Genomic DNA, 12,159 nt, shown 5'->3' with positions numbered 1-12,159 from the left:
ATTTTCGGGCTTCGAGGGCTGCTTGGTATTCTCGTAACGGCTGGCCGGTACGCCGCACGACAGAGCGGCTATAAAAAGGGGGCCTGAAAGCCATTGATATTTATGGCAATTAACGAAGCTAATGGCTGTCGGCTGCTGTTGGCTACTTGAAAAAGATAAAGAATATAGCCGCTATTCAAAGCTGGAGATGATTCAATGAGGGTCTATCTAAAAGGGCTCCTGGTTCTGATGGCACTGGGTTTTGGTGTCGCGCAGGCCCAGGGCGTCAATAATATTCTGGACGCAGGTGGGCGAAACATTCGCCTGGCCCAGGCATCGCAGGATCGGGTCGACAAAATAGTCGAACAAGAACGCGAGCTCGTGGATCAGTACAACACGGTCAACAAGGAGGTCGACGGACTCAAGGTCTACAACGCCCTGATGGCCCGCCAGATCCAGAATCAGGTTGATGAAATGGCGAAGCTGGCCGAATCGATCGACCACGTAACCATAATCGAACGCCAGATCATGCCACTGATGCTGCGCATGATCGACGGGCTGGAGCAGTTCATATCCCTGGACATACCGTTCCTGGCCAAGGAGCGGACGGACAGGGTCGAGAAACTGCGCGACCTGATGGAGCGCTCCGATGTGTCGGTCGCCGAGAAATTCCGCAATGTCTTTGAAGCTTTTACGATTGAAAACGAATATGGCCGGACCATCAGTACCTACAAGGACGCGCTGACAATTGCCGGTGGCACCCGCGAGGTGGAATTTCTCCAGATCGGCCGGATCGTGCTTTTATATCAAACCATGGACGGCACCTTTACCGGCACCTGGGACAAGGAGGCACGCAGCTTCGTTGAACTGGATTCAGGCGCTGCCCGAACCCAGGTGCGCCAGGGTCTGCGGATGGCTCGAAAGGAAATCGCCCCGGAACTGTTGCTGCTGCCGATTGACGCAGCGGAGGCGGCACAATGAAAAATTCCATGCGCAGACCAGCAGCCGTCATTGTCGCCGCGGCGATTTTCTGCCTGCTGCCGCTGGGCGCCGCATTGGCCCAGGACAAGGCCGCCAGCCTGGACGACCTGCTGCGGCAGGTTGAACAAGGACGCGTGAACGACCAGCGGGAGTTCAGGGAACGAGAACAGCGTTTTATCAACGCGCGTAATGCACAGCGCTCGATGCTGCAAAGAGCAGTCAGGGAACGCACTGCGGAGGAAAACCGCAGCACGCAACTCGAGGACACTTTCGGCGAGAACGAAATTCGCACCTCCGAGTTGTCCGCCGCGCTGGATCGCCGCCTGGGCTCGCTGAAGGAGTTGTTTGGCATACTGCAGCAGGTTTCCGGTGAAACGATGGCGCTGCTGGATAATTCCCTGACTTCCATTCAGTTTCCGGACCGCGGTGAATTCCTGGGCGCTCTGGCAACCAAGATGGGGACCAGCTCGGAACTGGCGTCGATCGAGGAAATCGAGCGTCTGTGGTACGAACTGCAAAGAGAAATGACCGAACAGGGTCGGGTGGTCCGTTTCTCGACCACGGTCCTCAATACCAACGGCGAAGCCGAAGAACGCGAGGTGGTCAGGGTCGGCGTATTCAACGTAGTCTCCGATGGCAAGTACCTGCAATACTCACCAAAGACAGGCAACCTGACGGAATTGGGGCGCCAGCCGCAGCAGGCCAGGTTTACGGATTCGGCTGAGGACCTGAGCGATAAACACGATGGCCAGGTGGTGTTTGGCCTGGACCCGACGAGTGGCCAGATCCTGTCGTTGTTGCTGCGCAGCCCGACCTTCGCCGACCGGGTGAAAATGGGCGGTATCGTTGGCTATATCATCATGGCCCTGGGTGTCGTCGCCTTGTTGATTGCGTTCGAGCGTCTGCTTGTTCTGACCTTGACCGCCAATAAAGTCAATCGGCAACTCAAGTCTGACGAACTCAGCGACAATAACCCGCTCGGACGGGTATTGCTGGCTTCGCAAAAATACCGGGATGCCGATCTGGAAACCCTTGAGCTCAAGCTTGGTGAAGCCATCCTCAAGGAAACACCGGCGCTGACCAGGGCACTGATGTTCCTGAAGATCATTGCTGTGGTTGCGCCTCTGCTCGGCCTGCTGGGTACCGTGACCGGCATGATCAAGACCTTCCAGATCATCACTTTGTATGGCACCGGCGATCCGACGCTGATGGCCGGTGGTATTTCGCAAGCGCTGGTGACCACGGTTCAGGGCTTGTCCGTGGCCATACCGACGGTGCTGCTGCACACGCTGGTGACCGGCCGCAGCAAGAAGATCACCCATGTGCTGCAGGAGCAAAGCGCCGGTATCGTAGCTGAACGCTCCGAAGCGCAGCACGCGCAAAGCGCCTAGGGTGATATCTAGGGGAACCATGGCTTAAGGACCGAATCGAAACATGTATGCACTGACACAAATGTATGAGGCCACGCGCGATTTCATGGAACTCGGCGGCACCGTACTGACAGTGATCGCGTGGGTGACGTTTATCATGTGGATCCTGATAATCGAGCGGATGCTGTACTTCTCCAAGGATCTCAGGCAACAGATTCGGGACGCTATCCAGGTCTGGGAATCCAGGCCCGAGCGGCGCTCCTGGGAAGCGCACCAGATCCGGGATGCGATGCTTTCGCGCATGCGGGAGCGCGCCGAGCAGTTCCTGCCGATGATCAAGACGCTGGTCTCGCTTTGCCCGCTGCTCGGCTTGCTGGGCACGGTGACCGGCATGATTCAAGTGTTCGACGTCATGGCGGCTGAGGGGACATCCAATGCGCGTTCGATGGCGGCCGGCGTGTCCCTGGCGACGGTGCCGACGATGGCCGGAATGGTGGGCGCGCTGTCAGGCGTGTTTGCCAGCACCTGGCTGAACAGAAAATCCGCCCGTGAACTGGAGATTTTTCGCGATTCCATGACCACGGACCATTAGGGGGAAAACAGATGAGACAACTGTTCTCTGAGAGCAACCCGGAAGAAGAAGAAAACGAGATCAATATTACGCCCATGCTGGATGTCGTGTTCATCATGCTGATCTTCTTTATCGTGACTTCGTCCTTTATCAAGGAAGCCGGTATCGATGTAAACAAGCCGGATGCGCAGACTGCCGTCTCCCAGGACAAAGCCAACATCCTGATCGCAATCACCGAAAGAGGTGAGATCTGGATCGACCGGCATCTTGTGGATCCGCGGGCCGTGCGGGCAATTGTCGAGCGTATGCACGCGGAAAACCCGCAAGGTACCGTGGTCATCCAGGCGGACAAGAAATCCACGACGGAAGTGCTGATCCAGGTTATGGATGCCGCCCGCCTGGCCGGTGTCGATAACGTGGCGATTGCAGCGCAAAACTGAGATGGTTAAACCAAGGTATGCCATGGCGGTTGTTCTGGCGGCGGTGATCACCGGCGGCCTGCTGTTTACCATGCAGGCTCTGATCGCCAGCGGCGAATCGGCCCTGACCGATGACAGGGAAGTCAGGTTTCTGGATTTCGTGCGTACCGAAAGACAGGAAATGGTTCAGCGCAAGCAGCAAAAACCGGAAAAACCACCGAAGCCGCAAGAGCCGCCGCCGGATATGCTGCAGCCCCAGCAGGACGCAGTGGATCCGAATGTGCAGACGATAGGTGTTGCGCCGGTGTCGGTTTCAGCCGATATGTCCATCGGCGGCTTTGGTCTCGCTATCTCCGATGGCGATTACCTGCCTATCGTCAAGGTGGCGCCGATTTACCCGCGGCGGGCATTATCGCGAGGCCTGGAAGGCTACGTTATAGTGGAGTTTACAGTCACCAAGACTGGATCTGTTCGTGATCCGTTCATCGTGGAATCGACCAGTTCACTGTTCGAAAATGCGGCGCTCAAAGCGGTGCTCAGGTTCAAATACAAGCCGCGCATTGTCGATGGGGACCCCATCGAGGTAGCTGGCGTGCAAAACAAAATAACTTTTGTGCTTGAAGATTCCTGATGACCGGTGCGGGCAAACTGACTGTCGTTGTCGTTCTTGCTGTTTCTTTGTTGATGCTTCCGGCGTTGTTGCCCGGTAATGCGCCAGGAGCGCTGGCGTCCATGAGCCACGCCCAGGAAGCCGGGGGGCGAAAGGAACGCAAGACGCGCAAAACGCCGGCGATGCGCGAAAAAACTTACAAGAAGCTGTCGGAATCCAGGGAGTTGGCGGAGGCCGACGATTTTGTCGGTGCGTTGCGGGCGCTGGACAGCCTTAGCCGGCAGAAGAATCTGAACAGCTATGAGTTGGCCCAGATGTACAATTTCTACGGCTTTATTCATTTCTCGCAGGAGAACTATGCGCAGGCGGTTCGGGATTATGAAAAGGTTCTTGCACAACCGGATTTGCCGCTGGGCATGGAAACCTCGACGATTTATACCGTGGCCCAGCTGTATTTTACCCAGGAAGATTATCTGAGAGCGGAGCTCCAGCTACGCAAATGGTTTGCAATCGCCGACAACCCGGGCCCCCAACCCTATGTGCTGCTGGGGCAGGCTTTGTATCAGCAAAACAAGTACCGCGAGGCGATCGTGCCCGTGGAAAAAGCCATCAGCATCAACGTCGCGAAGGGAAAGCCGCCCAAGGAAAACTGGCTGTTGTTGTTGCGCGTTTTCTATTTTGAGCTCGGTGACCTGGTCAAGGTCGAGCAGATTCTCAAGCAGTTGCTGGCTCTGAATCCCAAGAGAGATTACTGGATCCAGTTGTCCGGGATTTACGGCGAGCGCGGCGACGAACAAAGGCAGTTAACCGCCTACGAAATGGTCTATATACAGGGCCTGCTGAAAACCAGCCGCGAGTACGTCACGATGGCGCAGCTTTACCTGCAATCCGCTGTGCCTTACAAGGCCGGCAAAGTCCTGGAAAAAGGCTTCAAAGACGGTTTGATCGAGAAGAACGCGCGCAATTACCGTCTCGCTGCCCAATCCTGGACCATGGCCCAGGAAGACGGGAAAGCGATTCCGGCGCTTGTGAATGCAGCCAAATTGTCGGATGACGGCGAACTGGATGTGCGGCTGGCCAATGCCTACTTCAACCTCAGGCAATGGCGAGCATCGATTGACTCCGCGCGCGCAGGCATAAGAAAAGGCGGGCTGAAACGAAACGATCAGGCCAATATTCTGCTTGGCATGGCCCTCTACAACGTCGATCGATACTCGCAGGCGATCGACGCATTCCGCCTCGCTCGCCGGGATAATCGAAGCAGCCGTATGGCAGCGCAGTGGATAAGCCACATCACCAGCGAGCGGGTTCGTCAGGAAAATCTCCGTCAGGCTTTGGCGGACTGATATACCCCGCCGCTCAGGCTTCAGATCCCGATCGGCCGCTGTTACCCATGCCTGGCTGGCAGCAGAAATACCCGGTCTTCGAAACCTCATGCAGATAGCAACGATTATTTCTTAGCCCGCCTTGCTGCCATCCGGGTCAGCGCCTTTTTTTTTCGAATAACCGGCTCGAGTAACGACTTAATCCACTGGCCGTTGGCCAGGCCCGTTCACTAGCCTGTATGCAGTGATCAGCATATTGCTGTTCACCGAATCCATGGAGGGATGAGACATGCGTGCAGGAAAATTCATGCCCCTGCTGATCGGGCTAATGTGGTCAGCGACTTCGATGGCGATAACGGACAACGACATCGTTACAAGTTGTCACGGCTGTAGCTGGGCCCAGTATAAGCGACAGGCGCTCCAGCAGGTGCCCAACAATGGCCCTAATGTCACGGTCAATGTTTACCTGGTCGACAGGGTGAACCGCAGACTGGCGAAGTACCGGGTCATGAAGGAATACAGCGAAGGCATGCTGTACAAGCACGCGAAGAGCCGGACGCCTACAACGACGGAGCTGCAGACCTTTGAGGCAGACCTCGCGGCATTCGATGAAATTCAGAAAATCAGCCTCGTCGCACGCCGGTTACCCAATAACTTCGTGGTCAGAAGCGCAGCCGATATTTATCAGAACATCCAGGCGCAGTTGGCGGTACAGGATTGGCTCAACAATGATTTCCTGTCGACCCGCGTACTGGTGTTTTCCTATTTCCTGGGCGAGCATTTTCTTACGCGGTTTACTGCCGATATCAGGATTATCTTTCCGGATGGCTCGGAGGCTGTGTTTCACGTGGCGCGATTCGAACTGGAGTTCAGTCTGGATGGCATACGACTGGAATTGCGCTATACGGAAGACACCGCTATCGGACCGGAGGGGAACGGCTTGCCGGATACTATCGAAGACCTGCAAGGCTATAGGGGCAATTTCCGTTACGATGACTCGCTGAGAACGTTTTTGGGGCGGCTCAATTTGCTAGGTATCCCGCTGGAACAATTCCCGGGAACGCCAACCACCTGTGAGTTTATTGGCGAAACGCTGGTTTGCTACGCGGACCAGACGTAGAAAAAGGGGTCGGGCCTCAGGGTCCGACCCCTTCTTATTTGGCCTGTGCCTGAGCTGAGCTACCAGCCGCAGGTCTGTCCCTCGTTTCGCACCTTTAACCAATCCATCAATGGCGCGAAATAATCGATAATTGCACTGGCATCCAATTGCCGCGTGCCGGTGATTTTCTCAAGCGCATCCGGCCATGGTTTGCTGGCGCCCATCTCCAGCATCGTCATCAGGCGTTCACCCGCCGCCTTGCTGTTGTAAATCGAGCAGTTGTAAAGCGGGCCTTCGATGCTGGCGGCATCGCACAACGCGCGGTGAAACTGAAACTGCAGGATGTGCGCCAGGAAATAGCGCGTGTACGGGGTGTTTCCCGGAATGTGGTACTTGGCGCCCGGATCAAAGTCCGCCTCGCTGCGCTCGACCGGCGGCACGATACCCTGGTATTGCGTGCGCAAATCCCACCAGGCCTGGTTGTAATTATCCGGAGTGATTTCGCCGGAAAACACTTTCCAGCGCCACTGGTCGATCAGTTTGCCGAATGGCAGGAATGCGATCTTGTCCAGCGCCAGCTTCATCAACTGATTGATCATCGCTTCGTCGCCGTTCTCGGTTTCACCGACCAGGCCCAGCTTCCTGAGATATCCAGGCGTCATCGACAGTTGCAGCGTGTCGCCTATGCCCTCGTGAAAACCATCGTTGGCGCCGGCCTGAAAAAGGATGGGCTGGCCCTTGTACATCATGAAATAGTAAATGTGGCCCAGCTCGTGATGTAGCGTGACCAGCGAGTCTTCGGTCTGCTCTACACACTGTTTGATGCGCACATCGTTGCCATTATCCAGCGGCCATGCGCTGGCATGGCAGACAACGTCCCGGTCTCTCGGCTTGGTCAGCAGCGAACGCTCCCAGAATGTGTCCGGTAGCTCCGGCATGCCCATCGAGACGAAAAAGTTTTCCGCCGTCTTGGTCATTTTCTCCGGGCTCCAGTCCTGCTCAACCAGTGCGGCATCGACATCGAATTGGCCTACACCGGGAAACGGCTCGACCAGGTCGTAAATATTGCCCCACTGTTGCGCCCACATATTACCGAGGAGGTGGGCCGGAATTGGGCCATCGGCCGAAACGACGTCGCTGCCGTATTTTTCCGACAATTTGCCGCGGGTGTAACAATGCAACTCGTTATATAAAGGTTCCACCTGGCTCCACAGACGCTCGATTTCCGCAGCAAACGCTTCGGATTCCATGTCATAACCGCCGCGCCAAAGGTCGCCGAGGTTTTCGTAACCCATTTCGCGGGCGCCATCGTTGCCGAGTTCGGCAAAGCGCTGATACATGCCGCGCAAGGGTGGAGAAATGGTCCGCCAGCCGGTCCAGACTTCCAGTAATTCAGCGGGATCGCGGCTCTCCGCCATGATCCTGATCAGATCGGTTTCAGCCAGGCATTCGCCATCTTCGCGACAGTACTTGGCGGAGCCATACAGATCGCCCATCTCGGTGGTTATTTTTGCCAGTTCGGCCTGATCTTGCTTGTTCGAAGGCGCGGGCAACGTCGTTCCTGCCGTGATCAGCTTCATCTGGCGAGCAGTGCCGGCATCCATATCGGCGCCAGCGTATTTTTTGGATTCCTCGACAATTCGGCTCTGATAATCCAGCCTTTTCTCCGTAGCCTTTGCGGCCAGCAGACTGGTATCGTAAGTTATGTAGGTCGCGTTCACCCAATATGCAGCGCCGCTTTCCTTGTTCAGCTCGGCCGTTTCCCGGTTGACCTTGTCGATGAATTCTGCCGCCGTCAGTGTCGTTGCCGCGATTTCGTTGGCACTCTGGTTCGACTGCCCGCCGGAACAGGCGGCCAGCGCCACGGCTGCAAAAAAGATTGAAATTCGCTTGATGGGGTTTGTCATGAAAATCCTCTTGGTGTTTTATCCGATTTCAGCGGCCGCCAAGTTTAGGCGAAACAGCTCGGGCTTGCCACCGGCGGTTGTTGCGTCGCAGAAAACGTTGAAACAGGTATGTGAATCCGGCATAAAGGCGGAACGAAAGGCCTTTTTTTCTATCCATACCCCATGGAGTTGGGCTGGAACCCGGATTTGCCGGCAGAAACCGAAAAATATGGTGGTCTGCTGCCGAAAACGCGTTTCCGGTGGCTATAATGACCGCTTTGTGGCCGGTAGACAGTGTCCGTTCAGGCAACAGGCTACCGGCATCGTTTTATCAATAACATAAAGGATAACAGGGCATGGTAAAAGCACCTGATACGGGCACTATATTCGGGCACCCGAAAGGACTGTACCTGCTTTTCGGCACCGAACTCTGGGAGAGATTCAGTTATTACGCGATGCGAGCCATCCTGGTCTTGTACCTCGTGGACAAGACCAGCGACTACGGTGGTTTTGGTCTTGGGTGGACCAATGCGGATGCATTGAAACTGTATGGCTGGTTTACCGGCCTGGTTTATATCACGCCGTTGCTGGGCGGCTGGCTGGCCGACAATGTTCTGGGCCAGCGCAAGGCCATCATCATCGGCGGCACACTGATGGCGGCTGGGCAATTCATGCTGGGCACACCGCATGCCTGGATTCCGGGCATGGAAACCCAGGCCTTTTACCTGGGCCTGGCATTGCTGATGTGCGGTAACGGACTATTCAAGCCCAATATCTCGACCATGGTTGGCGACCTCTACGAGCAAGGCGATCATCGCCGTGACGGCGCCTTCACTATTTTTTATATGGGCATCAATATCGGTGCATTCCTGTCCGGTATCGTGGTTGGCTCGGTTGTTGCGCTATATGGCGGCAACTGGCAGGTGGGTTTCGTCTGCGCCGGCATCGGCATGGTGATGTCGCTGGTGGTCCAGTTGGTTTTTGCGCGCAAACTGCTGGGCGAGGTCGGGGTGGTGCCATCCGCCAAACAGGCCATGGCGGACCAGGTTGGTCCGAAGGTCAAACAGCCACTGACCAAGGTGGAGTTTGACCGGATCAAGGTCATCATGATCCTGGGCGTGTTCACGATCATTTTCTGGGCGGGATTTGAACAGGCCGGCGGTCTGATGAATATCTACGCGAACCAGTTTACCGACCGGGTCATCGGTTCATTCACGGTGCCGACAACCTGGTTCCAGTCCTTGAACCCGCTCTTTATCGTGGTGTTTGCACCGCTGTTCGCGCTGATGTGGCTGAAAATGGGGGCTGCCGAACCCACATCGCCAACCAAGTTTGCGATGGGGCTGGTGCTGCTGGCGATCGGGTTCCTGTTCATGGTCGGCGCCACGCTTCAGCTCGGTGGCGATGTCAACGCCAAGACCAGCATGATCTGGCTGGTTGGCGCTTATTTCTTCCACACCATGGGCGAACTTTGCCTGTCACCGATCGGCCTTTCGATGGTGACCAAGCTGGCCCCGCTACGGTTGTTGTCGCTGATGATGGGGGTCTGGTTCGGCTTTACCGGTCTGGCCAACTACGTTGCCGGCTTTATTGGCTCGTTTATCGGCCATGGCGACGAGTCGGAAATGGTCAACAACGCCATTTCTATTTTTGGCGGAATCGCCATCACGGCCGCTGTCTTCGGTGGGCTGTTGTTCCTGATTGCCGACAAGCTGGTGCACTGGATGCACGGCGCCGAAGGGCATGTCAAGGAAACCATTATCGAGGAGGAAATCGCTGTCACCGGAACCCATGAAGGGATTAGCGAAGACCATCTCTGAGCTACAGATGTGGGTAAAAAAACGGGGGCCACTGGCCCCCGTTTTAATTTGCGACGTAGTTGCAGCCAGGCTATTTTAGATTTTTTTCCAGAAATTTATTGATCATTTCATACAAATCAACCTGGTTAGCGGGCGTGTGAAAGCCATGCGCTTCGTAGCGTTTTTCCTGATACTCGAATTCCTTGCCCGCTGACTTCAACTTGCCGGCCAGGCGTCGGGCGTGCTCTACCGGTACGATCGGATCGAACACGCCATGTACGATCAGCAATGGAGCCTGGATTTTGTCCACGTGGTTGATCGGGGACGTTTCGTAGAATCGCTCCTTGTCCTTGTTCGGGTCTCCAATCGCCCAGTGGAACCAGTCCACCCGGCTATCCTGACCGGTGACCGAAAATTTCTTTTTTATGGCCACGTACAGTCTGCCCAGATCCGATACACCGACGTAGTTGATCCCACAACTAAAAAGCTCCGGCGTCTTGACCAGACCCATCAGTGTCGCGTAACCGCCGTAACTGGCGCCATAAATGCAGACTTTGCCGTGTTTTGTGTAACCTTGGTCGATCGCCCACAGCACGGCATCTGTCAGGTCGTCCTGCATCTCCAGCCCCCAGCGTTTGTGGGCGTCGCGTTGGAAACTGGCGCCATAGCCGCCTGATCCTCGATAATTCACCTGCAGCACGGCATAGCCACGATTGGCCAGGTATTGGATTTCCCGGTTAAAGCCCCAGCGGTCGCGAATTCCGTATGGCCCGCCATGCGGATTCAGGATCAGCGGGAAAGGGCCCTCCCCGGAATTGATCGGCAAGGTCAGGTAACCGTGAATGTTCAGTCCGTCGCGCGCGGCAAAGGAAATGGGCAGCATCGGCGCCATATCGTCTTTGTCCAGCCAGGCAGCGCGCGACAAAATAAAACTGAGCTTGCCCGCTTTCTCATCGAGCAGGTAATAATCGCCGACCTGCCGGTCGCTCCAGGAGTAGATCAGGAAACGGGTCTCGTCATCGTCCCAGTCATAAATATAATTGACCGCATCCGGCAAGGCCCCATCGATAACCGACTGCCGATCCGCCCAGTCCTGCTCGAAAAACAAGGTCCTGGGTTTGTCGGTATGGTAGCGGAAGAACAGCGGCTTGCCGGCACGGGTCTGGGCCAACACGCCATTCACGTCATAAACGGGATCGCTGATCAGGGGTTTACCCAGCTCACCGGTTTCACCATCGACACGGTATAACTTCATCCGGTCCCCGCCATTTCTCGACGACAGGAAAATATGCCGGTTGTCCTGATCGAAACCATGGATGCTAAAGTCGCCTACAGTGCCGCTTACGATACTTTTCCATTCTTTGCTGTTTTCCGACCTGTATAGAATGTCGTAAACCTGGTCATCGCGATCGGACCCGGTGCTGTAACCGACTCGCGGCCGTCCTTGGTAATCGACATGCCAGCTTATGATGTCGTTGTCGTTGATCGTCAGCTTCCTCATGTGACCGGTATTCATATTGACTTTGTATACGTCGGGAAAACGAAAGCGCTGGTTGATTTTCTGGACCAAAATATATTCCGGGTTTGACCACCAGATATCCAGGATTCGAAAATCCTCCCGGATACCGCCGATACGGCCCGTGCCGGCGCCGCCGATGCTGCGACCGCCACGTCGGTCGCCTTCAAACGGTTCATGAATCTGCCTGCCACGAGACCCATCACGATTGATCGCATAGGTACCGAGATATTCCGCGCTCTTGCTGCGCGATTCGTAGTCCCGGTTAATCCTGAATACCAACCGTTCGTCAGTGACCCACAAGAACCGGGTGACCTCATCCTCCGGGTAACCGGTCAGCACCTTGACGGAACGATCGCTGAGATCCATGACGATCAGATTTTGCCCGTCAGGCTGCGCGGGTGTTCGGGCGATGGCGGCGATGAACATCCCGTCCGGCGACATGCGGACATTGCTGAACTCGCTGGGTTTGAACAGATCTGCGGTAGCGATAAGGTTTGCCGAAGATGCCGTGGTTGTGGTCAGTACCGCTACAATAAGAAAACCGGCAAAAACCTTGAACATTGGAAACCTGCGATTCATGAGCTGCGCTCCCCTGGGTCAG

General features: G+C 55.8%; 11 protein-coding genes. 9 read left to right on the top strand and 2 right to left on the bottom strand.

Annotated elements, in window-relative coordinates:
- The first annotated feature begins 195 nt into the window (after window positions 1–195).
- The 7 genes from IIA05_02175 to IIA05_02145 all read left to right on the top strand — a co-directional run bounded on the left by IIA05_02175 (window position 196) and on the right by IIA05_02145 (window position 6,375).
- The gene (locus IIA05_02175) at window positions 196–960 is read left to right on the top strand and encodes a DUF3450 domain-containing protein (GenBank protein ID MCH9025905.1); all 765 of its coding nucleotides are present in this window, start codon (window positions 196–198) and stop codon (window positions 958–960) included.
- Complete coding sequence (locus tag IIA05_02170) at window positions 957–2,351, top strand: MotA/TolQ/ExbB proton channel family protein (protein MCH9025904.1); 1,395 nt, start codon at window positions 957–959, stop codon at window positions 2,349–2,351. The genes IIA05_02175 and IIA05_02170 overlap by 4 nt, the downstream gene beginning before the upstream one ends.
- Before the next feature lie 43 nt (window positions 2,352–2,394).
- On the top strand, window positions 2,395–2,922 hold the full coding sequence (locus tag IIA05_02165) for a MotA/TolQ/ExbB proton channel family protein (protein MCH9025903.1): 528 nt from the start codon (window positions 2,395–2,397) through the stop codon (window positions 2,920–2,922).
- An 11-nt stretch (window positions 2,923–2,933) separates the two neighbouring features.
- The gene (locus tag IIA05_02160; protein ID MCH9025902.1) at window positions 2,934–3,341 is read left to right on the top strand and encodes a biopolymer transporter ExbD; all 408 of its coding nucleotides are present in this window, start codon (window positions 2,934–2,936) and stop codon (window positions 3,339–3,341) included.
- A gap of 1 nt (window position 3,342) precedes the next feature.
- Complete coding sequence (locus tag IIA05_02155; protein MCH9025901.1) at window positions 3,343–3,951, top strand: energy transducer TonB; 609 nt, start codon at window positions 3,343–3,345, stop codon at window positions 3,949–3,951.
- A complete protein-coding gene (locus IIA05_02150) occupies window positions 3,951–5,276 on the top strand; it encodes a tetratricopeptide repeat protein (protein MCH9025900.1) in 1,326 nt (441 codons plus the stop codon). Before IIA05_02155 ends, IIA05_02150 begins: the two co-directional genes overlap by 1 nt.
- Window positions 5,277–5,544: 268 nt before the next feature.
- Window positions 5,545–6,375, top strand: coding sequence for a hypothetical protein (locus tag IIA05_02145; protein MCH9025899.1), 831 nt, complete (start codon window positions 5,545–5,547; stop codon window positions 6,373–6,375).
- Window positions 6,376–6,434: 59 nt separating this feature from the next.
- Here the strand turns inward: IIA05_02145 and IIA05_02140 are convergent, their stop codons facing one another.
- Entirely contained in the window at window positions 6,435–8,261 is a 1,827-nt protein-coding gene (locus tag IIA05_02140) for a M2 family metallopeptidase (GenBank protein MCH9025898.1), read from the bottom strand.
- On the opposite strand from IIA05_02140, the gene IIA05_02135 reads away from it, so the two are divergent.
- Both IIA05_02135 and IIA05_02130 read left to right on the top strand, forming a co-directional pair.
- The gene (locus tag IIA05_02135) at window positions 8,260–8,583 is read left to right on the top strand and encodes a hypothetical protein (GenBank protein ID MCH9025897.1); all 324 of its coding nucleotides are present in this window, start codon (window positions 8,260–8,262) and stop codon (window positions 8,581–8,583) included. The two genes, IIA05_02140 and IIA05_02135, sit on opposite strands and share 2 nt — an antisense overlap.
- A 13-nt stretch (window positions 8,584–8,596) precedes the next feature.
- Entirely contained in the window at window positions 8,597–10,060 is a 1,464-nt protein-coding gene (locus tag IIA05_02130; protein MCH9025896.1) for a peptide MFS transporter, read from the top strand.
- 70 nt (window positions 10,061–10,130) lie between these two features.
- On the opposite strand, the gene IIA05_02125 is transcribed toward IIA05_02130, so the two are convergent.
- Entirely contained in the window at window positions 10,131–12,137 is a 2,007-nt protein-coding gene (locus IIA05_02125) for a S9 family peptidase (GenBank protein ID MCH9025895.1), read from the bottom strand.
- Window positions 12,138–12,159 lie beyond the last annotated feature (22 nt).

This window comes from Pseudomonadota bacterium (assembly GCA_022572885.1).
GTDB lineage: Bacteria > Pseudomonadota > Gammaproteobacteria > Steroidobacterales > MnTg04 > MnTg04.
Note: the sequence above shows the minus strand (reverse complement) of the source record. Positions and strands in the feature narration are given on the sequence as shown.

Coding starts and splice junctions, on each gene's coding strand:
- IIA05_02165 (MCH9025903.1), top strand. CDS start 2,395: ATGTATGCACTGACACAAATGTATGAGGCCACGCGCGATTTCATGGAA.
- IIA05_02130 (MCH9025896.1), top strand. CDS start 8,597: ATGGTAAAAGCACCTGATACGGGCACTATATTCGGGCACCCGAAAGGA.
- IIA05_02145 (MCH9025899.1), top strand. CDS start 5,545: ATGCGTGCAGGAAAATTCATGCCCCTGCTGATCGGGCTAATGTGGTCA.
- IIA05_02140 (MCH9025898.1), bottom strand. CDS start 8,261: ATGACAAACCCCATCAAGCGAATTTCAATCTTTTTTGCAGCCGTGGCG.
- IIA05_02175 (MCH9025905.1), top strand. CDS start 196: ATGAGGGTCTATCTAAAAGGGCTCCTGGTTCTGATGGCACTGGGTTTT.
- IIA05_02150 (MCH9025900.1), top strand. CDS start 3,951: ATGACCGGTGCGGGCAAACTGACTGTCGTTGTCGTTCTTGCTGTTTCT.
- IIA05_02160 (MCH9025902.1), top strand. CDS start 2,934: ATGAGACAACTGTTCTCTGAGAGCAACCCGGAAGAAGAAGAAAACGAG.
- IIA05_02170 (MCH9025904.1), top strand. CDS start 957: ATGAAAAATTCCATGCGCAGACCAGCAGCCGTCATTGTCGCCGCGGCG.
- IIA05_02125 (MCH9025895.1), bottom strand. CDS start 12,137: ATGAATCGCAGGTTTCCAATGTTCAAGGTTTTTGCCGGTTTTCTTATT.
- IIA05_02155 (MCH9025901.1), top strand. CDS start 3,343: ATGGTTAAACCAAGGTATGCCATGGCGGTTGTTCTGGCGGCGGTGATC.
- IIA05_02135 (MCH9025897.1), top strand. CDS start 8,260: ATGAAAATCCTCTTGGTGTTTTATCCGATTTCAGCGGCCGCCAAGTTT.